At 35.4% G+C, this 24,983-nt stretch carries 27 protein-coding genes; 11 read left to right on the top strand and 16 right to left on the bottom strand.

Features of this window, described 5'->3' with window-relative positions:
• Positions 1 to 41: 41 nt before the first annotated feature.
• Positions 42 to 1,283: a peptidase T gene (gene pepT, locus ACFPVY_RS05710; protein ID WP_379791006.1), complete on the bottom strand. Its 1,242-nt coding sequence runs from the start codon at positions 1,281 to 1,283 to the stop codon at positions 42 to 44.
• A 394-nt stretch (positions 1,284 to 1,677) separates the two neighbouring features.
• On the opposite strand from pepT, the gene ACFPVY_RS05715 reads away from it, so the two are divergent.
• Positions 1,678 to 2,703 carry a quinone-dependent dihydroorotate dehydrogenase gene (locus tag ACFPVY_RS05715; RefSeq protein WP_379791007.1) on the top strand — a complete coding sequence of 342 codons (1,026 nt, stop codon included), beginning with the start codon at positions 1,678 to 1,680 and terminating at the stop codon, positions 2,701 to 2,703.
• Here ACFPVY_RS05715 and ACFPVY_RS05720 read toward each other — a convergent pair.
• Together ACFPVY_RS05720 and ACFPVY_RS05725 are read right to left on the bottom strand one after the other, a co-directional pair.
• Positions 2,656 to 3,387, bottom strand: a complete 732-nt coding sequence (locus ACFPVY_RS05720; protein WP_379791008.1) for a DUF3307 domain-containing protein — start codon at positions 3,385 to 3,387, stop codon at positions 2,656 to 2,658. The genes ACFPVY_RS05715 and ACFPVY_RS05720 overlap by 48 nt on opposite strands.
• Entirely contained in the window at positions 3,384 to 3,995 is a 612-nt protein-coding gene (locus ACFPVY_RS05725; protein WP_379791009.1) for a SatD family protein, read from the bottom strand. The genes ACFPVY_RS05720 and ACFPVY_RS05725 overlap by 4 nt, the downstream gene beginning before the upstream one ends.
• A gap of 214 nt (positions 3,996 to 4,209) precedes the next feature.
• On the opposite strand from ACFPVY_RS05725, the gene ACFPVY_RS05730 reads away from it, so the two are divergent.
• From ACFPVY_RS05730 to guaB, 3 genes are all read left to right on the top strand, one after another.
• Positions 4,210 to 5,073 carry a hydroxymethylglutaryl-CoA lyase gene (locus ACFPVY_RS05730; RefSeq protein ID WP_379791010.1) on the top strand — a complete coding sequence of 288 codons (864 nt, stop codon included), beginning with the start codon at positions 4,210 to 4,212 and terminating at the stop codon, positions 5,071 to 5,073.
• 71 nt (positions 5,074 to 5,144) lie between these two features.
• Positions 5,145 to 7,022 carry a tetratricopeptide repeat-containing sensor histidine kinase gene (locus tag ACFPVY_RS05735; RefSeq protein WP_379791011.1) on the top strand — a complete coding sequence of 626 codons (1,878 nt, stop codon included), beginning with the start codon at positions 5,145 to 5,147 and terminating at the stop codon, positions 7,020 to 7,022.
• Between the two features lie 77 nt (positions 7,023 to 7,099).
• Positions 7,100 to 8,572, top strand: a complete 1,473-nt coding sequence (guaB, locus tag ACFPVY_RS05740; RefSeq protein ID WP_379791012.1) for an IMP dehydrogenase — start codon at positions 7,100 to 7,102, stop codon at positions 8,570 to 8,572.
• Positions 8,573 to 8,626: 54 nt separating this feature from the next.
• Here guaB and ACFPVY_RS05745 read toward each other — a convergent pair whose 3' ends face one another.
• The 6 genes from ACFPVY_RS05745 to ACFPVY_RS05770 form a co-directional block, all read right to left on the bottom strand.
• On the bottom strand, positions 8,627 to 10,501 hold the full coding sequence (locus tag ACFPVY_RS05745; RefSeq protein ID WP_379791013.1) for a monovalent cation:proton antiporter-2 (CPA2) family protein: 1,875 nt from the start codon (positions 10,499 to 10,501) through the stop codon (positions 8,627 to 8,629).
• Positions 10,491 to 11,102 (bottom strand): NAD(P)H-dependent oxidoreductase, encoded by a 612-nt coding sequence (locus ACFPVY_RS05750; protein WP_379791014.1) that lies wholly within the window; start codon positions 11,100 to 11,102, stop codon positions 10,491 to 10,493. Before ACFPVY_RS05750 ends, ACFPVY_RS05745 begins: the two co-directional genes overlap by 11 nt.
• 293 nt (positions 11,103 to 11,395) lie before the next feature.
• Positions 11,396 to 12,742 carry an adenylosuccinate lyase gene (gene purB / locus ACFPVY_RS05755; protein ID WP_379791015.1) on the bottom strand — a complete coding sequence of 449 codons (1,347 nt, stop codon included), beginning with the start codon at positions 12,740 to 12,742 and terminating at the stop codon, positions 11,396 to 11,398.
• A 97-nt stretch (positions 12,743 to 12,839) separates the two neighbouring features.
• The gene (locus ACFPVY_RS05760; protein ID WP_379791016.1) at positions 12,840 to 13,529 is read right to left on the bottom strand and encodes an SIR2 family NAD-dependent protein deacylase; all 690 of its coding nucleotides are present in this window, start codon (positions 13,527 to 13,529) and stop codon (positions 12,840 to 12,842) included.
• Between the two features lie 81 nt (positions 13,530 to 13,610).
• Positions 13,611 to 14,396 (bottom strand): anti-sigma factor, encoded by a 786-nt coding sequence (locus ACFPVY_RS05765; protein ID WP_379791017.1) that lies wholly within the window; start codon positions 14,394 to 14,396, stop codon positions 13,611 to 13,613.
• Positions 14,396 to 14,926 carry an RNA polymerase sigma factor gene (locus ACFPVY_RS05770; protein WP_379791018.1) on the bottom strand — a complete coding sequence of 177 codons (531 nt, stop codon included), beginning with the start codon at positions 14,924 to 14,926 and terminating at the stop codon, positions 14,396 to 14,398. Before ACFPVY_RS05770 ends, ACFPVY_RS05765 begins: the two co-directional genes overlap by 1 nt.
• 55 nt (positions 14,927 to 14,981) lie before the next feature.
• Between ACFPVY_RS05770 and ACFPVY_RS05775 the strand changes: the two genes are divergently transcribed.
• Positions 14,982 to 15,659, top strand: coding sequence for a TrmH family RNA methyltransferase (locus ACFPVY_RS05775; RefSeq protein WP_379791019.1), 678 nt, complete (start codon positions 14,982 to 14,984; stop codon positions 15,657 to 15,659).
• 63 nt (positions 15,660 to 15,722) lie between these two features.
• On the opposite strand, the gene ACFPVY_RS05780 is transcribed toward ACFPVY_RS05775, so the two are convergent.
• From ACFPVY_RS05780 to ACFPVY_RS05800, 5 genes are all read right to left on the bottom strand, one after another.
• A complete protein-coding gene (locus ACFPVY_RS05780) occupies positions 15,723 to 16,433 on the bottom strand; it encodes a hypothetical protein (protein WP_379791020.1) in 711 nt (236 codons plus the stop codon).
• Positions 16,434 to 16,498: 65 nt separating this feature from the next.
• Positions 16,499 to 17,254 (bottom strand): carboxypeptidase-like regulatory domain-containing protein, encoded by a 756-nt coding sequence (locus ACFPVY_RS05785; RefSeq protein WP_379791021.1) that lies wholly within the window; start codon positions 17,252 to 17,254, stop codon positions 16,499 to 16,501.
• 87 nt (positions 17,255 to 17,341) lie between these two features.
• Positions 17,342 to 19,264 carry a DEAD/DEAH box helicase gene (locus tag ACFPVY_RS05790; RefSeq protein ID WP_379791022.1) on the bottom strand — a complete coding sequence of 641 codons (1,923 nt, stop codon included), beginning with the start codon at positions 19,262 to 19,264 and terminating at the stop codon, positions 17,342 to 17,344.
• Positions 19,265 to 19,364: 100 nt separating this feature from the next.
• Complete coding sequence (locus tag ACFPVY_RS05795) at positions 19,365 to 19,937, bottom strand: non-canonical purine NTP diphosphatase (RefSeq protein ID WP_379791023.1); 573 nt, start codon at positions 19,935 to 19,937, stop codon at positions 19,365 to 19,367.
• 131 nt (positions 19,938 to 20,068) lie between these two features.
• Positions 20,069 to 20,374, bottom strand: coding sequence for a hypothetical protein (locus ACFPVY_RS05800; RefSeq protein ID WP_379791024.1), 306 nt, complete (start codon positions 20,372 to 20,374; stop codon positions 20,069 to 20,071).
• A 158-nt stretch (positions 20,375 to 20,532) separates the two neighbouring features.
• On the opposite strand from ACFPVY_RS05800, the gene ACFPVY_RS05805 reads away from it, so the two are divergent.
• On the top strand, positions 20,533 to 21,624 hold the full coding sequence (locus ACFPVY_RS05805; protein ID WP_379791025.1) for an MBL fold metallo-hydrolase: 1,092 nt from the start codon (positions 20,533 to 20,535) through the stop codon (positions 21,622 to 21,624).
• A gap of 163 nt (positions 21,625 to 21,787) precedes the next feature.
• On the opposite strand, the gene ACFPVY_RS05810 is transcribed toward ACFPVY_RS05805, so the two are convergent.
• Positions 21,788 to 22,003, bottom strand: coding sequence for a hypothetical protein (locus ACFPVY_RS05810; protein WP_379791026.1), 216 nt, complete (start codon positions 22,001 to 22,003; stop codon positions 21,788 to 21,790).
• A gap of 48 nt (positions 22,004 to 22,051) precedes the next feature.
• Here ACFPVY_RS05810 and ACFPVY_RS05815 point away from each other — a divergent pair, with 48 nt between their 5' ends.
• From ACFPVY_RS05815 to ACFPVY_RS05830, 4 genes are all read left to right on the top strand, one after another.
• Complete coding sequence (locus ACFPVY_RS05815; RefSeq protein ID WP_379791027.1) at positions 22,052 to 22,210, top strand: hypothetical protein; 159 nt, start codon at positions 22,052 to 22,054, stop codon at positions 22,208 to 22,210.
• 31 nt (positions 22,211 to 22,241) lie between these two features.
• Entirely contained in the window at positions 22,242 to 22,517 is a 276-nt protein-coding gene (locus ACFPVY_RS05820; RefSeq protein ID WP_379791028.1) for a hypothetical protein, read from the top strand.
• Between the two features lie 104 nt (positions 22,518 to 22,621).
• Positions 22,622 to 23,167, top strand: a complete 546-nt coding sequence (locus ACFPVY_RS05825) for a hypothetical protein (protein ID WP_379791029.1) — start codon at positions 22,622 to 22,624, stop codon at positions 23,165 to 23,167.
• 22 nt (positions 23,168 to 23,189) lie between these two features.
• Positions 23,190 to 23,570 (top strand): PH domain-containing protein, encoded by a 381-nt coding sequence (locus ACFPVY_RS05830; protein WP_379791030.1) that lies wholly within the window; start codon positions 23,190 to 23,192, stop codon positions 23,568 to 23,570.
• Positions 23,571 to 23,572: 2 nt separating this feature from the next.
• On the opposite strand, the gene ACFPVY_RS05835 is transcribed toward ACFPVY_RS05830, so the two are convergent.
• Complete coding sequence (locus tag ACFPVY_RS05835; RefSeq protein ID WP_379791031.1) at positions 23,573 to 24,298, bottom strand: MBL fold metallo-hydrolase; 726 nt, start codon at positions 24,296 to 24,298, stop codon at positions 23,573 to 23,575.
• A gap of 197 nt (positions 24,299 to 24,495) precedes the next feature.
• Here ACFPVY_RS05835 and ACFPVY_RS05840 point away from each other — a divergent pair, with 197 nt between their 5' ends.
• Entirely contained in the window at positions 24,496 to 24,981 is a 486-nt protein-coding gene (locus ACFPVY_RS05840) for an acyl-CoA carboxylase biotin carboxyl carrier protein subunit (protein WP_379791032.1), read from the top strand.
• The last annotated feature ends 2 nt before the right edge of the window (positions 24,982 to 24,983 follow it).

The following is a 24,983-nucleotide window of genomic DNA, read 5'->3' on the forward strand; positions in this document are numbered from 1 at the left end:
AAATAAATCTGCAAATCTGCGGTAATTTTATGTAGAAAATACTATTTTTTTAAAGCAGTCAATTCGGCAATCTTCACGATAACTTCCACTGCTTTTTGCATACTTTCAACAGGAACATATTCATATTTTCCGTGGAAATTGTGGCCTCCGGCAAAGATATTTGGGCAAGGCAATCCCATATATGATAATTGGCAACCGTCAGTTCCGCCACGAATTGGCTTGATTAATGGCGTGATTCCAAGTTGTTTCATCGCTTCCTCTGCAATGTCAACAATGTGCATCACAGGTTCCACTTTTTCTTTCATATTATAATACTGATCATTGATTTCAGCAACTGCAATATCTTCTCCAAATTGTTTCGCGAATTTTTTATTGATTTTCTTCGTAATTTTTTCAATCAACTTTTTTCTCTTCTCGAATTTTTTCTTGTCGTGATCACGAATGATTAGTTCCAAAACAGTTTCTTCGATCGAACCATTTAAATGATGAACGTGGAAAAATCCGTCATAACCTTTCGTTCTTTCCGGAACTTCGTCTTTTGGTAATTTCGAGATAAATTTATTGGCAATCAACATTGAATTGATCATTTTTCCTTTTGCATAACCTGGATGAACGCTTTTCCCTTTAAAAGTGATTTTCGCTCCGGCTGCGTTGAAATTCTCGTATTCTAATTCACCAATTTGGCTTCCGTCCATTGTGTAAGCCCAATCAGCACCAAATTTGGCTACGTCAAATTTATGCGCGCCACGACCAATTTCTTCATCAGGTGTAAACCCGATTCTAATTTTTCCGTGTTTGATTTCAGGATTCGCAATTAAAAATTCCATCGCTGTAACGATTTCCGTGATTCCCGCTTTGTCGTCAGCGCCAAGAAGCGTTGTTCCGTCAGTGGTGATGATCGTTTGACCTTTGTATTGCAATAAATCTTCGAAATATTTTGGAGAAAGAACGATATTTTGAGCTGCGTTCAAAATAATATCGCCACCGTCATAATTTTTTACAATCTGTGGTTTGATGTTAGCGCCAGTAAAATCAGGCGTTGTGTCAAAGTGAGAAACAAATCCAATCGTTGGAACTTCGTGATCCACATTGCTCGGAAGCGTTGCCATGATATACGCATTTTCATCGATTGTCACATCGTCCAAACCGATTTGCTTTAATTCTTCTACCAATTTATTGGCCAAATCCCATTGTTTTTCAGTACTTGGTGTTGTATTTGAACTTGCGTCAGATTCTGTGTCAATCGTTACGTAACCGATGAAACGGTCAATAATATGTTGCATAATTTATGTTTAAAAATAAGATGTAAAGTTACGATTTATTTGACTTTTCTCTAATTTTGAAACCAATCTTTAACGATTTTAAAAGTAATTTTTCTATTTTTTTGGAGCGAATCACTGGGCATTTTCAGTAATTGCATTTCCCGCTGGTTGGCAGTATTTTTTATTTTTTAAAGAAAAAAATAAAAGGATACTCTCCACCATCGGGGCTATGGGAGAAACTATCCGCATTTTTTTAAAATTCCGTCCCAATCTTTGTCAGAAAAAAGCTCTTAAATTTTTCTAATCCGTGTCATCTGTGTCCCAAAATGTCATGCTTTAAAAGAAAATTCTACACATTTAAAAAAGTGAAAATTAAAACCAAATAACTATTTTTGCAAAACACAACACAACCACCATGTACAAATCCATAATTCGTCCGATTCTTTTTAAATTTGATCCAGAAGAAATTCACTATTTCACTTTTTCGGCGCTTCGATTTTTGAATAGGGTTCCAGGATTTCCTGCACTTTTTAGATCACTTTACGAAGTAAAAGACAGCCGATTGGAAACCGAAGTTTTTGGCTTAAAATTTAAAAATCAGGTGGGATTGGCAGCAGGTTTTGACAAAGATGCAAAACTGTATAAGGAACTTTCAAATCTTGGTTTTGGATTTATTGAAATCGGAACACTTACGCCAAAAGGCCAAGAAGGAAATCCTAAGAAAAGACTTTTTAGGCTGAAAGAAGACGCTGCGATTATCAATAGAATGGGTTTTAATAATGGCGGAGTTCTAGAAGCTGTTGAAAGATTGAAGAAAAACAACGGCGTTTTAATCGGTGGAAATATTGGAAAAAATAAGCTGACATCTAACGAGGAAGCGACTTCAGATTATGAAATTTGTTTTGATGCGTTGTATGATCACGTAGATTATTTTGTGGTAAATGTGAGTTCACCAAACACGCCAAATCTTCGCGCTTTGCAGGATAAAGAGCCATTAACGCAATTGTTGCAAACACTTCAAAATAAAAATTTGGCAAAACCAAAGCAAAAACCAATCTTGTTAAAAATTGCTCCAGATTTGACAGACGAACAGCTTTTAGACATCATCGATATCGTAAACGAAACTAAAATTGCGGGCGTAATTGCAACAAATACTACGATTTCAAGAGAAGGTTTACAATCTGAAAACAAAGCCGAAATGGGCGGATTGTCAGGAAAACCGTTGACAAAGCGTTCCACAGAAGTTATTCGGTTTTTGTCAGAAAAAAGCAATAAATCATTCCCAATCGTTGGAGTAGGAGGAATTCACACTGCTGAAGACGCGATTGAAAAATTGGAAGCAGGAGCAAGCTTGATTCAATTGTACACCGGATTTATTTATGAAGGTCCGAGTTTAATCAAGAAAATAAACCGAAAAATTCTGGATAAGAAATTGAGCTAAAAGTCCAATTCCAATAGCGATTCCGAAACTTATCAAAGTTCCAATCAATACATATTCTGTAAGTTTTCTGTCGCGCGCCATTCTCAAATCGCCAAATCTGAAGATTGATTTTGCGCCCAAAAGAAATCCGATGGCTTCAAAATGTCCGATTAAAATGAAGCAGAGAATAAACAATCGTTCCAAAATTCCGATGTAATTTCCAGCATTTTGTAAGGAATGATCAGCATTGCTATTTTCATCTGGTGTCCAGATTGAGATGATGTTTTTGATCAAAATGGATGTTGGTTTTGTCAAGAAAATAACAGATGTTCCAAGAATCCACAAATGATTTTTAATTTCTGGAAAGAAAATAATCGACGTATTTTGATACCAAATAACAACGATTCCCAAAACTAAAAGATGTAAAATTTGATCGAAAATGAACCAACTTCTTTTTGATCGCTCGGTTTGAAAGCGCAATTTCATCAAATCGATTAATCCGTGAGAAACGGTGATTGCTAATGCAAAAATCCAAAATTCTTTTTCAAAGACGAAAAGCCAAGCCAATAATCCGTGTAAAATCGAATGAATGTAAAGAAAGATGCTGTTTTGTTTTTTCTCAATTTTGTGCGAAACCCAAGAATTTGGCTGTAAAAGAAAATCTCCTAATAAATGCGCCAAAAGCAGTTTTATAAATAAAATCATAGACTTAGATTTTTAATTTTTTCTCTGTAAAAAGTATCAAATTCCAGTATCAAATCAAGCTGTGATCTTGATTTTCTTCTGCTAACCGCTGCTTGGTTTATATTCAAGATTTCCCCGATTTGCTCTTGTGAAAAAGATTGGTTTTTAATGGCAACTGAAACAAATTCAGATGATTGCGGAAGCCAATTGTCCATTGTTAATAATGCCAGGCGAAGCATTAAATTGATTTCATAATCGAAAATAGCATTTCCAGATTTTATAGCAAGCGTATTTTTTTCCTTCTTTAAATTTTCAAATAGTTCACCAGAATTAATAAACGCAGAACCATTGCTTTCAGAAATTTTCTTTGCATTATGTGTTTTATCGCCCAAGCCGATGCTCATTCTTGCGTCTAATTTTATGCTTTTCATCAACGCTTTTATTTGAATAGCAATCAGCAAAGCTTCCTCTGGATTTTTTACTTCCAGCTGAAATTGATCGCCTCTAAAAATTTCCCAATCCTTTGGGCTTTTTCCCTGATTAGCAAGAAATTGCTTTAACGGAACAAGCCACTTTTTTGTGGATAATTTTCGGGAATTGATAATATCTCCAATAATGATACTTGTCATAATTCAAATATAAATTAAAAAATTGAAAGGTTTAGAAATTAAATTATTACCAAATTACGTAATAATTTTCAATATTACCAAATTATGTAATAATTTAATTTATTACGTAAATATGTAATATTCATTAAAATTACGCAATTTGGTAATAACTTGAAAAATAAAAAAAGAAAAACGATTTCGTAAAATATATTTCTTTGCATATCTTTGGACTTCTATGGAACACGTAAAAATTATCGAATGCCCAAGGGATGCGATGCAAGGAATCAAATCCTTTATCCCGACGCAAACAAAAGTTGATTACATTCAATCGCTATTGCGAGTGGGTTTTGATACTATTGATTTTGGTAGTTTTGTTTCTCCAAAGGCGATTCCGCAGATGGTTGATACCGCAGAAGTGCTTTCTAAATTAGATTTATCAAAAACAAGAAGCAAGCTTTTGGCGATTATTGCAAATACTCAAGGCGCAGAATCGGCATCAAAACACAAAGAAATTCAATATTTAGGTTATCCTTTTTCTATTTCTGAAAACTTTCAGATGCGAAATACGCACAAGACAATTGCAGAATCTTTGGTGACTTTGCAAGAAATTTTAGATATTGCAAATGCTTCTGATAAAGAGGTAGTTGCTTATCTTTCAATGGGTTTTGGGAATCCGTATGGCGATCCTTGGAATGTGGAAATCGTGGGCGAATGGACAGAAAAATTGTCGAATATGGGAGTGAAAATTTTGTCGCTTTCAGATACTGTGGGTTCTTCAACGCCAGAAGTTATTGATTATTTATTCTCAAATTTAATCCCGAAATATAAGCATATTGAATTTGGAGCGCATCTTCACACGACTCCGGATAAATGGTTTGAAAAAGTGGACGCTGCTTACAAAGCTGGCTGTCGCCGATTTGACGGTGCAATTCAAGGTTTTGGAGGTTGTCCGATGGCAAAAGATGACTTAACCGGAAATATGCCAACTGAAAAAATGCTCTCGTATTTTACTTCAGAAAAAGCTTCAACAGAAACCAGTCCGATGAGTTTTGAGAGCGCTTACAACGAAGCAACAAAAATATTTACTTTTTATCATTAATTTTTTTATTTTTGCTGTCCCATAAAAATATTTTTTATTTTTGTAATTCATTAATTAACAAAGTAATATAGTTGCCCCACGCTATAATTCGTATTATTTTTCTGTTGGTGTTTTCCGTTTTCTTCAAGACGGAAGTATTTTCTTTTGCTCCAAAAGATTCTGTTCAATATTATTTAAACGAATCGAAAAAATTGGCTTACAGTGATTTTCCGAAAGCTGAATTTTATTTGAAAAAAGCTGAAAATATCGCCCAAAAATCCCAAAATGAAATTTTAATTGCTGATGTGGCGCACAATTATGGCGCGACTTATTATATCGTAGGTTCTTATGAAATCGCTTTGCAAAAATTTATGGAAGCGCTTTTTTTGTACGAAAAAAACAATAATAAAGAAGGAGTTCTAAAATGTTATATTGGTCAAGGCCTTATTCAGCAAGGAATCGGAAGAAATGAAGAAGCGATAAAGTTGTTTGAAAAAGCAATTGCGTTAAATAAGGAAGTCAATAATGATGTTTTGTTGAGTCGTGGTTATTTCAATATCGGAATTTCTGAAAGCGAATTGAATCAGTTTGAAAATGCATATTTAAACTTTCATAAAACTTACAAATTAGCAAAGAAAACGAAAAGTGCCGAAATGATTCATTTGTCGTTAAATAGGCTAGGAGATATTCATCTTTTGAGAAATCAACTTGATTCTTCAGAATATTATTTCAAGAAAATAATTGATGATAAGGCGGCTAATTTGTGGGAGAAATCGTTTGCATTTTCTGGTCTTTCTGAAAATTTTTTAAAGCGTAAAAATTACAAAACCGCTGAAGAATTTGGTTTAAAAGGATATCAGTCTGCAATTGATGTTGAGGCAAAATGGGACATCGCAAGATCTTCTGAAATTTTATCCCGAGTTTATAAAGAAAACAAAAAGTTTGATTTGGCCTATAAATTTCTTGAGATCAGCAAGACTTATAATGATTCATTATTCACTGAGTCAAAATTGAAGGAAATAAATTTGCTTCAGCTAAAACGGAAAGAAGCTGAAAACGAGAAACTTGTGGCTCAAAATGAAGTGGCAAGACACAAATTGAATAATACTCGATTGTTCGCCATTTCGATTGCTCTTTTTATGCTTTTTCTATTGATTATTTTGTACCAATCTAGAAAAAATAGCAAGATTAAGGAAGAATTATATCATCGTTTGGAGCAAAAAAATCTGGATATAAAAAATAGGAAAGCGCTAATTAAAGAACAAAATCAAGTTCTTAGCGATATAAATAAGACAAAAAACAAGCTTTTCTCAATACTTTCTCACGATCTAAAGGCGCCCATAAATTCAATACAGCAGGTTTTGGCGATGCTTAAAGACGGTGAAATCAGTGACGAAGAATTAAAAACGCTGACAGAACATTTGGTTACTCAAGTGGACGGAACTTCTATGATGCTGAACACAATTTTGCAGTGGTCCATGACGCAGTTAGACGGTTCGAAGCTTCATTTAGAAAACTTAAACGTAAATGCAATCGTTAAAGAATCAATTGGTGCTTTACATTTGACAGCAAAATCTAAAGATATTGAAGTCATATTCAACGAGAATAATCACAATTTAATTTTGGCCGATAAAGGAAATGCGCACATTATTATAAATAATTTATTGTCAAATGCGATAAAATATACTCCGAAAAGTGGTGCTATCGAAATTAAGTTTTCTGAGCAAAATTCGCTCCTGAATGTTCATATTATTAATTCAGGAACTGGAATTTCTTCGTCGAAAATTGATGAAATTTTAAATTTTAATCAAAGAATGATTTCTGAAAAAGGAACAAGTTCTGAGGAAGGAACTGGTTTAGGACTGCTTTTGGTAAAACAATTTTTAATTGAAAATGATGGAAAATTAAACATTATCCACCACGCAGAAAGTGGAACCGAATTCATTGCTTCCTTTCAAAAAGCTAAATAAATGTAAAATAAGCTATTGATTTTATTTATTGCTTAAAATTGATTACATTTGCACGCAATTTAACTACAAATTGCAACATGAAAGCACACTCAACTAAAGTTATCGGAGAAGGTCTTACTTACGATGACGTTCTGCTAATCCCCAACTACTCAGAAATTTTACCGCGCGAAGTAAGCATTCAATCAAAATTTTCTCGAAATATTACATTAAACGTTCCAATTGTTTCTGCTGCGATGGACACAGTTACTGAAAGCGCGATGGCAATTGCTATGGCTCAAGAAGGAGGAATCGGAGTTTTACATAAAAATATGACTATCGAACAGCAAGCTGCAGAAGTCAGAAAAGTAAAAAGAGCAGAATCAGGAATGATCATAGATCCTGTAACTTTGCCTTTAACAGCAACGGTTGGCGATGCAAAACAGGTGATGAGAGAATACAGTATTGGTGGAATTCCGGTTGTAGATGAAAATCAAACCTTAAAAGGGATCGTAACCAATCGTGATTTACGTTTTGAAAAAAATAATTCACGTTCTATTTTAGAAGTGATGACAACCGAAAATCTGGTAACTGCCGGAGAAGGAACAACGCTTGAAGTAGCTGAAGGAATTCTACAAAAAAATAAAATCGAAAAACTTCCTGTGGTAAACGCTGACTATAAATTGGTCGGATTAATTACTTTCAGAGATATAACAAAATTGACTCAAAAACCAATTGCAAACAAAGACAGATTCGGTCGTCTTCGCGTTGCCGCTGCTTTGGGAGTTACTGCTGACGCTGTTGATCGCGCTGCCGCTTTGGTTGCTGCCGGAGTTGACGCTGTAATTATCGACACCGCTCACGGTCACACAAAAGGCGTGGTTGATGTTTTGAAATTGGTAAAAAACAAATTCCCAGATTTAGATGTAATTGTTGGAAACATCGCTACTCCAGAAGCTGCTCAATATTTGGTTGAAAACGGAGCCGATGGAGTTAAAGTTGGAATCGGACCAGGTTCAATTTGTACAACGAGAGTTGTGGCAGGTGTTGGTTTTCCTCAATTTTCGGCTGTTCTTGAAGTTGCTGCGGCGATTAAAGGTTCAGGCGTTCCTGTTATTGCTGACGGTGGAATTCGTTACACAGGCGATATTCCGAAGGCGATTGCTGCCGGAGCTGACTGCGTGATGTTAGGCTCGCTTTTAGCAGGAACTAAAGAATCTCCAGGCGAAACAATTATTTTTGAAGGAAGAAAATTCAAATCTTACAGAGGAATGGGCTCTGTGGAAGCAATGCAGGAAGGTTCAAAAGACCGTTATTTCCAAGATGTAGAAGACGATATCAAGAAATTGGTTCCAGAAGGAATCGTGGGCAGAGTTCCTTACAAAGGAGAACTTTTCGAAAGTATGCTTCAGTTTATCGGAGGTTTAAGAGCCGGAATGGGTTACTGCGGTTCAAAAAATATCGAAACTTTACAAGAAACAGGACGTTTTGTGAGGATCACCGCAAGCGGAATTGGCGAAAGTCATCCTCATAATGTGACGATTACAAAAGAAGCTCCGAATTATTCTAGATAATAATTTCAAGTTATACAAAAGCCGAAGTCCAATCTAGATTTCGGCTTTTCTTTTTTATTCCAAATTGTCTTTTTTCAAATTATCGCTTTCCCAAGCGTGATCGTCCGGACCAACAGGATTGAATAAATCCGTTTTGAGAAGCTGTTCTTGCATTTCAATTTCTTCCATCGCAGAAATCATAAACGCCTTTTTATCGTGACGTTTTTTTGCTAACCTGAAAATCGCTTCCTCATCATGTTTGATAAAATGCTGTCCTTGTCGCGTGGCAGAATAACGGCGATGGCCCATAAAAACCAAGGCATCGACGCCAAGATGAACCGCGCTGTAAAGATTTTCACGATAAATACTGTCCAATCCCATATCAACCAGTTCAAAAGCATCGTTCCTATTTCTGGCTCTGGCTAAAATTTTTAAATGCGGAAAATGCTTCTTCAATAATTCAATTACAATTAAATTCGCCGTGGGATTATCAATCGCGGCAATAAATAATTTGGCATTTTCACAACCGGCAGCTTTCAATAATTCCAATCGGGTTGCGTCTCCATAATATACTTTGAAGCCCATTTTTCGAAGTAAATCCACGCGATCAGAATCCATATCAAGAATTGTGGCGGGAATTCCGTTATTTTTTAAAAGTCGTCCAATCGTACTTCCAAAGTTCCCAAAACCTGCAATAATTACGTCATTATTTTCATTGATTTCATCATAATTGTCTGATTTTTTTTCTTTTACTCCAAAATAAGGATCGATCAAACGCTCATTAATCAACAGTAAAAACGGCGTGGAAATCATACTAATCGCGATAATCGCCATAATTTGATTCGCCAGCATATTCGGGATAATATTCAACTGCATCGAAAAACTCATGATGACAAAACCAAATTCTCCGGCTTGGCTCAGTCCAATCGCAAACAAAAAGTTCTGGTCAATGCGTTTTTTATATAATTTTCCAATTCCAAGGAAAACAAAAAACTTAATCATCGTCAGAATAAACCCAAAAATTAAGATAAACGCCGGATTATCAATGATCAATTGAAAGTTGATCGAGGCGCCAACGCCTATGAAAAATAATCCCAAAAGTAATCCTTTAAACGGAGCAATATCGCCTTCCAACTCGTGTCGAAACTCGGAATTCGCCAAAACGACTCCAGCCATAAATGCCCCCAAAGCCGGACTCAAACCCACCAATTGCATCAAATAAGAAACCGACAAAACCAATAACAACGCTGAAGCCGTAAACAATTCCTGCAATCTGGTTTTCGCCACAACGTGAAGCAACGGCACAATCAGAAATCGTCCGCCAATATAAATTGCCAGAATTGTTCCAATTACAATCAATGTCTGCAACCAACCGTCTAAATTAGAAATCAAAGAATGGTGCAAATCATCATCGGGAATCACATTGGAACTAGAAACAAGCAAGGGAATTATCGCCAAAATCGGAATTACGGCAATATCTTGAAACAGCAAAACCGCAAAAGAAGAGCGTCCAACAGAAGTCTGCGACAAGCCTTTTTCCTTTAAAGTCTGCAAAACAATTGCTGTGGAAGAAAGTGCCAACGCCAATGAAATCGTTAGCGCCGTCTGCCAATTCCAATCAAAAATTATAGAACAGCACACAAAAATCACAAGCGAAGTAATCACAACTTGAAGCGAACCCATCCCTAAAATGAAGCGTCGCATTTTCCAAAATTTATAAGGGTCGAGTTCCAATCCAATCAAAAACAGCATCATAACAACACCAAATTCTGCGAAATGCATCAAATCTTGACCTTCCGAACCAATAAATCCCAAGACAAACGGCCCAATAATTATTCCGGAAAACAAATAGCCCAAAATAGAACTCAATCCAATTTTCTTCGCAATCGGAACGCAAATCACGGCCGCCGCAAGGTAAATTATCGCTTGAAGAAAAAAGTTATTTTCCATTGGTTTCCACGGTTTTCATCCAGTCGTTTAGATATTTAAACTCCCGAATCTGCTTGATATTCAGTTCAGTATTTTCAAGATAATTCAACAGTTTTCCATATAAAATTCCGTTTTCCTCATATTTTTCCTCGTCCATTTTATGCGTTCCGTGAACCACAAACGGAGGCAAATATTCCATTTTACAAACCTTTGAAGTTTGCTTAAAAGGTTCTAAAAGTTCCAAAATCGTGTGATTTTCCCGACCCTCTGCACAATAATTTTCCTGATTTCCGCCTGTTGTAATCGCTTGAAAAATCAACTTATCCTGCAACGCCAGCCCATATTTTCCATACGCCCAGCCATATTCCAAAACCATGTCAATCCACTGCTTCAGCAACGGCGGACAGCTGTACCAATACATCGGATGATGCCAAATCACCACATCGTGCAAGTTCAATAATTCTTGCTCGCGCTTCACATCAATGTCAAATTCTGGATACGTTTCATATAAATCGTGGAACGTAATATTCTCTGAATCAGGAACATGTTTAACTAAGGCCTTATTTGCAGAAGACTTTTCATATAAAGGATGCGCAAATAAAATTAGAATTTTGTTAGACATTTTTTATTTTTTAAAAGCTATTTCCCGCTTTTCGCTACAATCTTTTTTCAAAACCGCTTTTTTTTCTAAATTAAAAACGAGCTTCCTTTGGTCGCTGTTTTAAATTTGAAAAAAATAGCGCTTTCATAAAAAAGGATTTCCGCTTCAATCGGGGCTATTGAATCAGTTTGTCGATACACGTTATGGTTACACGGTAGTTAAATATCCGAAAAAAAAGTAACATTCTCAAAAAAAAATCCCGAGATGAAATGAAAACATTCCAGTCTCGGGATTTAATAATTTATTTTTGGTTCTTAAACGCCCAAATAATTACTAGGGGTAATTACCAAAAGTTCATTTTTGATTTCGTCAGAAACATTTAAAGTTCCAATGAATTCGTGAATCGATTCTTTGTTCATCACAGAATTCGTTCTGGTCAAGCCTTTCAAAGCTTCGTAAGGATTTGGATAACCTTCTCTTCTCAAAATCGTTTGAATTGCTTCGGCAACAACCGCCCAGTTTTTCTCTAAATCTTCTGCGAATTTTGGAGCGTTTAAAAGCAATTTGTTTAAACCTTTAAGCGTCGCTTCAAAACCGATAATCGTGTGGCCAATTGGCACACCAATATTTCTTAAAACTGTAGAATCTGTCAAATCACGTTGCAATCTTGATAAAGGCAATTTTGCTGAAAGATGTTCGAAAACCGCATTTGCAATACCCAAATTTCCTTCAGAATTTTCAAAATCAATTGGGTTTACTTTGTGTGGCATTGCAGAAGAACCCACTTCTCCGGCTTTAATTTTTTGCTTGAAATAATCCATTGAAACATACGTCCAAATATCTCTGTCTAAGTCAATTATTATGGTGTTTATTCTTTTTAAAGCATCAAAAAATGCTGCAAAATGGTCGTAATGTTCAATCTGCGTTGTTGGAAAAGAATGTTGCAATCCTAAATTTCCTTCCACAAATTTTTTCCCGAATTCTTTCCAGTCAATATTTTTATACGCTACATGATGTGCGTTAAAATTTCCTGTTGCGCCGCCAAATTTAGCTGCAAACGGAATATTGAAAAGCAAGCGCATTTGTTCTTCCAAGCGTTCCACAAAAACCGCGATTTCTTTTCCTAAACGAGTAGGAGAGGCCGGTTGTCCGTGGGTTCTTGCTAACATCGGAATGTCCTTCCATTCCACGCTCAATTCTTTTAATTTTGAAGTCAATTCGATTAATGACTTCAAATAAACTTCCTGAAAAGCTTCTTTTGTCGATAACGGAATTGCGGTATTATTGATGTCTTGGGAAGTTAATCCGAAGTGGATGAACTCTTTATATTCTGATAAATTTAAGTTGTCAAAAGCAGTTTTGATGAAATATTCCACCGCTTTTACGTCGTGGTTTGTCGTTTTTTCAATGTCTTTAATCGCCTGAGCATCTTCTGTCGAGAAATTTTTATAGATATTTCTCAAGCTTTCAAATAACGAAGCGTCCACGTTTTTCAATTGTGGCAACGGAATTTCGCACAATGAAATGAAATATTCGATTTCCACCAAAACACGATATTTGATCAATGCTTCTTCTGAAAAATAATTTGAAAGTGATTTTGTTTTGCTTCTATATCTTCCGTCGATTGGCGATATAGCGTTTAATTCTGTTAAAGTTGTCATTTTGTGTTGTTATTCAGGTAAGCGCAAATATACTTTATATGAGCGAAGTATGAAAGTCAATTGCCAAATGGATTTTGAAATATTGCAGTTTTTTTGATTATTTTCTCAGTAATTTTTCTTTTAAGATTCTCATTCCCTCGGAAGCCGTTTCAGCAATAATTTCCAACGGATTTTTCAAATTTGAAATCCTTGCCGGTTTTAAATCAATGTAGAACAGTTCAGCTTCCGGTTTTGCAAAATCGATCAATCCTGCAGCGGGATAAACTTGCAATGAAGTTCCAATTACGATCAAATAATCAGCTTGCATTACTAATGGAATTGCTTGTTCCAAAGCAGGAACAGCTTCTCCAAACCAAACGATATGCGGACGTAATTGGTTTCCGTTATCATCAAAATCTCCAATATTTATGTCTTCCGTCCAATCTAAAATATACTTTTCATTATGAACGCTTCTAACTTTTAACAATTCTCCATGAAGATGAAGGACATTTTTGCTTCCGGCGCGTTCGTGCAAATCATCCACATTTTGGGTGATGATATTTACGTCAAAATCGTCTTGCAATTCTGCCAAAATCTCGTGAGCGCGATTTGGTTTTACTTCTTTAAGTTGCTGTCTTCTTTTGTTATAAAAATCCAAAACCAATTCTTGATTTTTTCTCCAGCCTTCTGGTGACGCCACTTCCATTACATCGTGACCTTCCCAGAGTCCGTCAGAATCTCTAAAAGTTTTGATTCCGCTTTCGGCGCTGATTCCGGCTCCTGATAAAACGACTAATTTCTTCTTCATTTTTTTAAATCTGCTAAAATTAAAAACGCCTTATCTGAAAAAATCAAACAAGGCGTTTTAAAGGTATAAATTTATTGCGAATTATGCTTTTCCTAAAGTATAAAGTTGTTCTAATGTTGGAGAAGCGCTTCCGCCAGCTGGTTCTAATGTGATTCCAAAAGCTTCGGCTTCGTTAGCATTTTCTACGTTGAAAATACGTTTTGAATTTCCTTTGAAATTATCCAAAAGACCGATGCTTGTTGGCGTTAAAGGATTTAATTTCAGCGCCCAAACTTGGTAAACCATTCCTTCAGGAGGTTCTGGCAAACCTGCGGCATCGATATGAACCGCTTTTGTGTCTTTGTTCCAATATACTTTTGCGAAAGACGTTGGCGAAACTTCTTGTCCGGCCAAAGCAATTACCGCATTATTATTGTCACGAACAACAGAAAGTGCCGTTTCAGATTCTTTGTTTTGCAACGTCAAATCAACAACCGATTTTTGCAAATCGCTTCTTTCTTTTTCAACATTGACAATCTGAGCATCTTTTTCCTCTAGTTTTTGATATTGATACCCAACGCCAATCAACAGTAAAATTGATGCGGCATAACCGAGATATAAAAAGAGATTCGATTTCTTTGGAGCAATGTCCACAACTCCGTGTTTCAGCATCAATGCCTCACGGATTTTTTCGTAATTTTCTGAAGAAAGGAAAGGTGAGACACTTTCTGAGAAATTAATTATCGCTTTTTCAATCGAGATAATTTCTGCTTTGATGTCTGCGTCGCTTTCGGCCATCTTTGTGACTTCACTGAATTCGGGTTCGTCTAAACGTCCGAAAACATAAAGTTCTAAAATACCTGAATCTATATATTCTTGCTTATCCATTATACTTTTAAAAAGTTTCTTAAATCATTAATACAGTTTCTGTTCTGGGTTTTGACAGTGCCAAGCGGAATTTGTAATTCCTCTGAAGCTTCTTGCTGCGTGTAACCTTTAAAGAACAAAAGATCAATAATCTGAATACATTTTGGTTTTAATTTTTTTACAAATTCGCGAATTCCAATCGTATCAATTTTATTGGTCAGCTTGTTACTGTCGTCTAATAGATGTACGAAATTATCAGAACTAAGGTTTTTTTGCTTGTTGTTAAATCCTTTAGAACGAAGTTTATCAATAGTTGTATTTCGAGCAATATTAAGGATCCAAGTATAAAAACGTCCTTTGCTTTCGTTATAACTATCGATGTTTTTCCAGATTTTCACGAAGGTTTCTTGAAGCACATCTTCGGCTTCTTCCTGGTCGCGAACTAAATTGTAAATAACACTGTAAAGACTTTTTGAGTACATATCATACATTAATGTGAACGCTCTGTCGTCTTTTTTGTAAATTTGTGGTAGTAATTCTTCTTGAGTCATGTCAATTTTTTAGCATAGCCAATTTAAGAAAACTATTTTAGAAATCAATGAATTTATGAAAGAAAACACATCAGAAGTTGAATATTTAGCTTACTTAGAAGAATTTATTACCGAAAATCGAAAAAGCAAGTTCCTGAAAGTTTTAGAAAAACGTACCAATCATTTTACTGTGGCGGTTGAAGATGTCTTTCAATTGCACAATACAAGCGCGGTGATGCGAAGCTGTGAAGTGTTCGGAATCCAGAATTTGCACGTAATCGAGGAGAAATTCGGGAAAAGTATTGATAAAGAAATTGCGATGGGCGCTCAAAAATGGGTTGATGTGAACCGTTATGATTCTAATATTTCTTGCGTAAAAACTTTAAAGGAAAAGGGATACCAAATTATTGCCACAACGCCACACGAGAACGATTGTCTGTTGGATGATTTTGATATTACAAAACCTTCGGCGATATTTTTTGGTACAGAACGCGACGGACTTTCAGAAGAAGTGATGAATGAAGCCGACGGATTTATGAAAATTCCGATGGCTGGTTTTACAGAAAGTCTGAATATTTCTGTTTCGGCGGCAATTATTATTCAAAACATCATGAGCCGACTTCATAAGTCTGATTTAGATTGGCATCTTTCTGAAGAAGAAATGATTACGCTCAGATTAGCGTGGACAAAAAACTCGATAAAAGATATCAAAAGAATAGAAAAGCGCTATAAGGAAATCAATAATCTTGTGTAGTTTTTGAAGCGAAAGGTTTGAGATTCATTGGTAAAAATTTGCTTAATGAAAGATGAAGCCGTCTTATTCAACAGTAAAGACTGTTATATTGTTTTTATCGACTTCAATATATCCTTTACTGGTGGTGTAATCGCTGAAATACATTTTAGAGGAATTATCTGAATTTAAAATTCTTGGAGGAAGAAAGATTGACTTGTTGTAGAGTGATTGTATCTTTTTAAATGCTCCATTTTCAATCTCGCTGATGAAAGTCTCTGAAGAATTGGAAACGATATGAAATAATCGATTATTGTATTCGAATGTAAGCAATGTTGTCATTCCAAATTTATTAACAAGTATCTTTGCTCCTTTATTTCCAATTTTTTGGGAATTAATTTTTTCTCCTCTGTTTATTTTTTTTAGCAATAATGGATTTGTTATTTCATATATTTTTGTAAATCCTCCCATATGGTTTAGTGTTCCAGTGACAATGTATTTTCCTTTGAATTTGTTTACCATTAGTGTACAAGTAGACTCACATATATACTCAAATTTAGTTTTTCTATCTTTGAATTTTACCCATCCTCCAAATTCGCCACGGCAAGAATCTCTAACAGAATATCTATCGTCATCATATAATGTTTTAAATTCGTTTGTGGAATCGATTTCCTTTCTAATTTTTTCTAGCTCTTCATTTTTTATTGTCTTGGACTTGATATTGAATATTTGACCATTTTGAGCACAGACTTTAGAGATACAAAATAGGCAGATGAATGATAGTATAACATTTTTCATAATTGGAGCCTTGATCTTTTAGAAGGACAAAATAACTTCACGCTAAAATTCTGTAAACACTTACATTACCTCTTTCCTTTCAAAATCTTATATTCCTCATAACAATCATTAATTGCGTCCATAATTTGAAGATCGTTTGCGGTTTTAATGAATGATTCAGAGTAATTGCATCTTTCCAAGATTTCGGAAATTTCTTTTGGAGAAACGCCCAAAAGCGCGCCGAGAGTTTCTCTGTCAAATTTAGAGGCAAGAAGATTTTTAACGTTGTCGTCTTTTTTCATTTCCTTCAAACGCTTTAGTTCCGTAGGTTTTTTTCCAAAGAAATTATAAAGCATATCGGCTGGATTGAAAATAGATCCCATTACTTTTGAGAATGCATTTGGAGACGTGCTTCCCACTTCATAACCAGCATTTAAGCCGGAAATACTATAACGGTAATTTTCTCTGATCGGAATAATCTTGTAGTCAATTTCAAGATATCCGGTCAAATTATATTGATTGATGGTAACCTCCGGAAGCGCATACGCTCTTTCGGTCATTTTGATTTTGGTATTTTGGTCTCTGATCCAGTCATTGGTAACTCTGACTTTAATGGATTTATAACCAAGCGAAGAAATATGCAAAGTGTCATTTACCGAAGCCACTATTTTAAAACCGCCACTTCCGTCAGAAATTGTACCTTTTACTTTGTTGATATTGATGATGCTAACCTCGGGAATTACTAATAAAGTTTTGTCATTGACAATTGTACCCGAAATCTTTTCTTGTGAAAAAGCGAATGTTTGGAGGAGTAAAAAAAAGAAAACTGCAAAATATCTCATAGCCGTGTTGAATGGCGTTAAAAGTAATAAAACTCTTTAAGATATTTTGCAGTCTGTCTATAATTATAAGAAAATTAACTAAATAAATTAGTCTTTTCTTGGTCTTCTTGCTCTTGGAGCGTCAGATGATCTCGGAGCGTCAGAACGTCTTGGTGCTCTTTCAGAAAATCCGCCTTCTCTTCTTGGTCTGTCAGAAGAAAAACCACCTTCTCTTCTTGCAGGTCTGTCTGATGGAGCTGAACTTCCACGATCACTTCTGAATCCGCCTTCACGTCTTGGAGCTGAACCTCTGTCGCTTCTGAAACCGCCGCTTCTTTCGCCACCAGATCTTCCGCCGCCAAATCCGCCACCACTTCTTCCGTTGTGGTCTCTTCTTGAGCTGCTTCTTCCGCCACCGTCGTTTTTAGAAATTTCAACGTTGATTCTTCTTCCTTCTAATTCAAATCCGTTAAGAACTTCCATTACTTTGTCAGTATGCTCAGGATCAGTGTTAAAGAATGAGAATCCTTCTTTTACGTCAACTTTGAAAACGTCATCACGACCAAGGTCTAATGTTTCTTTCAAGAAATCTTTCAATGACATCCAGTCAAAATTATCTCTTGAACCAATGTTTACAAAATAACGAGTGGCACCACTGTTGTTTTCTCTTGGAGCACCGTCGTTTTCACGTCTTTCGTTTCCAGAAGATTGAGAAGAAATATCTCTGTTTTTCTTGTAATAGTTGATGAATCTGTTGAATTCTACTGAAACTATTTTCTTGATTAATTCTTCTTTTGATAAATCTTCAAGAACGTTGTTAATTGCAGGTAAGTAGTTGTCAATTTCGTGATCAACTTCAGTATCCTTAATTTTAGTTACCAAATGCAATAATTGGATTTCACAGATTTCGATTCCAGATGGAATTGTTTTCTCCTCAAACTTTTGTTTGATAATTCTTTCGATTGAAGAAATTTTACGCAATTCGCTTTTAGTCACGATTACAATAGAAGTACCCAATTTTCCGGCACGACCAGTTCTTCCAGAACGGTGATTGTACGTTTCAATTTCGTCAGGAAGTTGGTAATTTACAACGTGTGTAATGTTATCAACGTCAATTCCACGCGCCGCAACGTCAGTCGCAACAAGCATTTGAATTTGTCTTCCTCTAAAAGATTTCATTACGCCATCTCTTTGTGCTTGAGATAAATCTCCGTGCAAAGCAGCAGCGCTATAACCGTCTTCAACCAATTTTTCAGCAACCGCTTGCGTGTCTCTTTTTGTACGACAGAAAACTACAGAGAAGATATCTGGATTTGCATCCGCCAATCTTTTCAAAGCTTCATAACGGTCACGAGCATTTACTAAGTAAAATTCGTGAGAAACAGTCGCAGAACCTGAATTTTTAGTTCCAACAGTGATTTCTAATGGATCGCTCATGAATTGTTTTGCAATTCGAGCCACTTCTGCAGGCATTGTAGCCGAGAATAACCATGTGTTTTTTTCTTCTGGAGTATCTGATAAAATAGATACGATATCCTCATAGAATCCCATGTTCAACATTTCGTCAGCCTCATCAAGAATACAGTAATCTATATTTTTAATGTTAACCAAACCTCTGTTGATCATATCTTGCATTCTTCCTGGAGTTGCAACGATAATTTGCGCACCTCTTTTGATGTCTCTAGCTTGCTCTGTAATACTAGCTCCGCCGTAAACTGCTACCACATTAATACCTTTTTCGTATTTTGAGTAGTTTTTAAGTTCGTTAGTAATCTGTAAACATAACTCGCGTGTTGGCGATAAAACTAATGCTTGTGTATTTCTGTTGTCAGCATCAATTTTTTGGATAAGTGGAAAACCGAAAGCTGCCGTTTTCCCTGTCCCTGTCTGAGCCAACGCAACCATATCTGTGTCTTTTTCCAATAATAGGGGAATCGCTTTCTCCTGTACTTCTGACGGATTCTCAAATCCTAGATCTAAAATCGCCTTCAGTAACGATTCATTCAATCCTAATTGTTCAAATTTATTCATATATGTATTTAAAATAGGCTGCAAAGGTACGTTTAATAAATCATTAAAACTAATGAGAAATAGAAGTTTATTTATTTATTAAATATTGAAAATCAGAAAGTTACTTTTTTAAGTAAGCAATGAGTTGTGCCGTAGCTTTCGCTCGATGGCTTATCTGGCCTTTTTCTTCGAACGAAAGTTGTGCAAATGTGTCAGAAAATCCATCAGGTTGAAAGATCGGATCATACCCAAAACCATTGGCTCCTTTCTTTTCAAAAGTGATTTCTCCAAAGATTTTTCCGGTAAATAATTCCTGTTTTCCGTTAAGGTTGAGTGCGATAACGGTTTTGAAGTTTGCGTTTCTCTCAGATTTAGTTTCTAATTCAGAAAGCAATTTGTTCATATTATCTTGATCATTTTTCTGCTCGCCAGCGTATCTTGCGGAAATTACTCCCGGCGCACCGTTCAAAGCATTTACTTCCAAGCCAGAATCATCTGCAAAACAATCATAACCATAATTTTTTGTGACATAATCTGCTTTCAAAATAGCGTTTCCTTCAATCGTATCGGCAGTTTCAGCAATATCTTCAAAACAGCCGATGTCTTCCAGACTTAATATTTGAATGTCACTTGGCAAAAGACTTTGAATTTCCTTGATTTTATTTTTGTTGTTGGAAGCGAAAACAAGTTGCATATTTTTTGAAGGTTTAAGGGTTGGGGTACAAGTTTTAAGGACTCTACTTTGAGCAAAGATACCATTCTTAAACCAAAAGTTTTAGTCACAATTTATTCCCTTGAACCTTTCACCTAAATCCCAGAACCCTTTTAAAGCTCATTTACCTCTTTTTTATAAAAATTCACATAAAAAAAATCATCCGGATTTAATCCCTGCTCTAAGATTGCCGCATTTATCAATCCAATTTTTTCTTTCGTAATTTCTTCTGAACTTGAATAATTTAGGAAATTGATAAAGTCGTCGCTGTTCAAAAACTTGAAGCTCGAATCAGTATTCAAGGAATATTGCGTTATTTTGAAATCTAATTTATTGCCCAAATCCTTTACGTTTTCTTCTGATTCGATGAAGCCGTTCTTTATTAAGGAATCGGTTATATTTTTGAAATTATCGTTCATGCTGATTAGTTTTTGTGTTTGTTTCTTCTAAAATTACGATTTTAAATCCAAAATTTTGTTAGAGAAAAGCCAAAGAAGAAAGGCGGCGAAAATATTTAAGAATACTTTTTGAAGTCGGATTTGTTTTATCGATAGATTTGGTAAAAATTTAATTCCAAATGAGTTTCACCATCATATTATTGATTCTTTTATCAATTTCTATTTTCTTATTTTTCAACCAACCAAAATTTGGAAGAAGACCTTCGGGCAACCGACTTGACAACATAAAACATACTTCGAATTTTAAAAATGGACAATTCCAAAATGTTTCAATTACGCCTGATTTAGCCGAAGGAGCGAATTATTACACAGTTTTAAAAGAATTTTTCTTCGGAAAAAGTAAAAGAAATGTACCAAAAGGAATAATTCCTTCGGTGAAAACCAATTTAAAAAATTTAGATCCAAATCGAGATATTTTGGTCTGGTTTGGACATTCGTCTTATTTTATGCAATTGAGCGGAAAGACTTTTTTGGTCGATCCGGTTTTTAGCAATCACGCATCGCCGTTGTCATTTACGGTAAACGCGTTTAAAGGAAGCAATGTATATCGCGCCGAAGATTTTCCAGAAATTGATTTTTTAATCGTCACTCACGATCATTGGGATCACTTAGATTATGATACTGTTTTAAAATTGAAACCAAAAGTAAAACGAATCGTCACAAGCTTGGGAACAGGCGAACATTTTGAACGTTGGAATTTTGACATGGAAAAAGTTTCAGAAATGAATTGGCACGAAGAATTGATTTTCGGAGATTTTAAATTTAACGCAGTTCCGGCAAGGCATTTTTCTGGAAGAGGTTTAAAAAGAAATCAAGCGATCTGGATTTCAATAGTTTTAAATACGCCAACGCGCAACATATATATAGGAGGAGATTCTGGATACGACACTTTTTTTAAAACCATAGGAGATTTATTTGGGCCGTTTGACTTGGCGATTTTAGAATGTGGGCAATACAATAAAAACTGGAAATATATTCACATGATGCCTGAAGAAACCGTTCAGGCTTCAAAAGATTTGAAAGCAAAGGTCTTGATGCCAGTGCATTGGGCAAAATTTCCGTTGGCGTTACATGATTGGGACGACCCAATAATAAGAGCAGACAAAGCAGCTTCAATTGAAAATGTGAATTTGACGCACCCAATGATTGGCGAAATTCTGGATTTTGATAATTTAGGAACTACGAAAAAATGGTGGGAAGGAATAGAATAGTGTTCAGTAATTAGTTTGCAGATTTCAGTACCTTGAATCCAAAACAGTAACTCCTAAAAAGTGCAAAAGCCGATCTGGAGCGATCGGCTTAAGCGGTAAGAGCGTAACCCTGTTTCCAGGTCTCTTGCTGCAAAAGTACTCTAATTTGTCAATATTGCAACATTTATTTTATTTTTTTTCTAGGCAAAAGCAAATAGGAAAAAATATATAGCCGGCTAGGTAAGCTAAAAGTATTATTTTTTACTGCTAAAACTTCTGCCACTTGGCTAAATTCTCTTGCCTGAAAAAATCTCATTACAACATTTCCCCATCTCATTACAAATACTATTAAAGTTATATTAAATGCGGTCTGCCATTGGTTTTTTAATCGTAATTTCATAATCAAATGGAATGATAAAAACCACTATAACTTTAAAAACGCATTGAAATGAACACAAAGAATCTTTTACTTTTCGGAATCGTTAGCCTTGCTTTAGCGACCATTATAAAAACGGTTATCAACAGGATGGAAATCTTCGATAATGAAGAGGAAGATCACGAGTTAGACGGTCACGAAGAAGAATATGGCTTTCCATTATTTATTTAAAAACATTAATAATCTATATAAAAACAACGCTATGAAGAACCAAAAATTAATTTTAGGGATTGCAGCCGGAGTTGCAGCCTTAGCAGTAGTAGGAATTATTTGCAACAAAAAAGGATACATCAATTTTAATTCGATCCTTGACAAAGCTGGCGACATCGCCGGAAAAGTCAAAGATTCTGTAGGGAAAATTAAAGATTCTGCCGTTTCTGCTTCAGAAAGCGCGATCGCAGAGGGAAAAAATATTGCGGGAAAAGCAATTGACACCGCTTCAAGTTTAAACGATAAAGCTGCAAATGCTGTAAGTTAGGTTGAGGGTTATTGTTAGAAAAACGGCTTACTCATTTTTAGTAAGCCGTTTTTTTATGGTTTTATTCTAAGGAATTAGCCGTAAATTAGCACAAAGAAATTTTTATGAAAACAAAATTCTACCTTTTTGCGCTGGTTTTGGCATTTGCATCTTGCAAATCAACCAAAGTCGATAAAAATACCGTTGTTTCTGAATCGGAAACAGTAATTGTAGGGCAGTTTAAAATCTTAAACAAAGAGAAAGATATTACCAAAAATTCTAAGATTTATTTCGATGAAAATAAAAGCGGAGCAATTTCATATAAATTAGACGAAAGCGGATTGATGGCTATGAAAGTTCCAAAAGGAAGTCATTTTATCAAGTTGATTTACACGCCTTATGGTTCGGCCAACCTTCCGATTGGTTATGCAAACATCTCGGTTCCAGAGCATTCAAAAGTGTATTATATCGGAAAAATTGAAATTCAAACAGACGGAAATTTGGCCAAGAAATTTCAAGGCGCCATTTATGACAGATCTCCGAGATGGGAAATGGAGAAAAAACTTTCAATAAAAGTGGAAAGTGATTCAGAAAAAGTGAAGAATTTCTATGAAAATCAATTTGGAAATACGACAAAATTTGTTGAATCTTTACTTACGATAGAAAAATAATAAATCAAAAATAAAATTAAGAATGGGATTATTTTCAGCATTATTGGGCAACGCAGGAGCGGTTAGTCTTGACGAATTAAAAAAGAAATACGACACGCTTTTAACTGACGGAGAAGAAATTGAATTGGGTTTCAAGTTGATTCGCGACACGTTTATTTTTACAACCAAAAGATTGATTTTAGTTGACAAACAAGGAATCACCGGAAGCAAAACCGAATATAAATCAATTGCTTACAAAGCAATCAGCCGTTTTAGCGTGGAAACTGCAGGAACTTTTGAATTAGATGCAGAATTGAAAATTTGGGTTTCCAGCGAAACAGTTCCAAGTATTAAAAAGCAATTTAATAAGTCAGTGAACGTTTATGAAGTGCAAAAAGTTTTGGCACATCACGTCTTGAAATAAAATTAAAAAGTAACGACATTATTTTTAATGTCATGGTAAAATAAAACCGTCCAATGTTTTTCTTTGGCGGTTTTTTCCCAAATTTCCCGAAGCTCCATCGCTTTTTTTCCGTCATCATCGGTTTTATAAGCCAAATGAAATTTTAAGTAACCCTTTTGAGGTAAATTATCGGCGCCATAAAAAACAGTTTCCGTTTCATCGCCTACCCAAAACGCCTGATGAAACGGCGAGTGACCTCCAGTTCGCAAATATGTTATGTTTTCGCTAATTTGTCCTTCTTCCGCCGCAAGCCATTCGATATTTGGTAAATCTTTAATTTGTTCCAAAACTTCTTGATTGAACGAAGGATTTTCTTTTTGGCTTAAAGCAAATTCCAACTCTTTTTCTTGGATATAAAGTGTAGCGTTTGCAAAGTTTTGAATAAATTTTCCGTCCTTAAAATAACCCAAACCGTCTGCGTGATCTTTATGCAAATGCGAAAGTAAAACTTTGGTAATCTGCTCTGGTTCGTATCCGTTTTTTTGGAGCAAAAGTTTGATATTTTGAATTCCGTCGGTTTCAAATCCGAGGCCAGCATCTAGTAAAATCAAATCATTTTCCAATACAATTAAAAACGGACAAACAGCCATTTTTAATGTATTTTGAACCGAATCTTCTGAATCAATGGAAACAAAATTTTTCTGTTTGTCAACGGCAAAAGCGCCTTCATTTAAAGGAATAATCTTCATCGGGGAATTTTTTAGATGCTTTACAAATTTAAGTTTTAAAAAGTGAACGACTAAATAATCTTTGAATTATAGCCAGAAATTCTTCCAATGAATTAATTGTCAATCATTCGTAAATTAACGCAAATACTGAAATTTCTCATTTCTTCATTTCGCAAACGTTTTCTTTTTGCCTACTTTAGTAAAATCAAACAAACAATATGGATACAAACTATAAAGTTACCGTAAATAACACAACATCCTTTGATAGCAAGGCTTCGGAAGCTGAGGCAATCGACGCAATCGCAATTAATTCTTCCCAATTTCACATTTTAAAAGACAATCAACCCTACACCGCAGAAATTATAAATTCTGATTTTTTTGCAAAAACCTACAGCATAAAAGTAAACGGAAACCTTTATAATGTGGCAATTGCAAATCCTTTGGACCAACTTATAAAAGATATGGGATTCGAAGTGGGCGCTTCCAAGCAAGTCAACGTCATCAAAGCACCAATGCCGGGCTTAATATTGGAAATGAGCGTTTCAGTAGGACAGGAAGTCAAACAAAATGACTGCCTTCTTATTTTAGAAGCCATGAAAATGGAGAACAGTTTCCTTTCGCCAAGAGCCGGAATCATCAAATCGATTTCAGCCAGCAAGGGCGATGCCGTAGAGAAAGGACAGTTGTTAATTGAATTCGAGTAAAT

This window comes from Flavobacterium qiangtangense (genome assembly GCF_042658345.1).
GTDB lineage: Bacteria > Bacteroidota > Bacteroidia > Flavobacteriales > Flavobacteriaceae > Flavobacterium > Flavobacterium qiangtangense.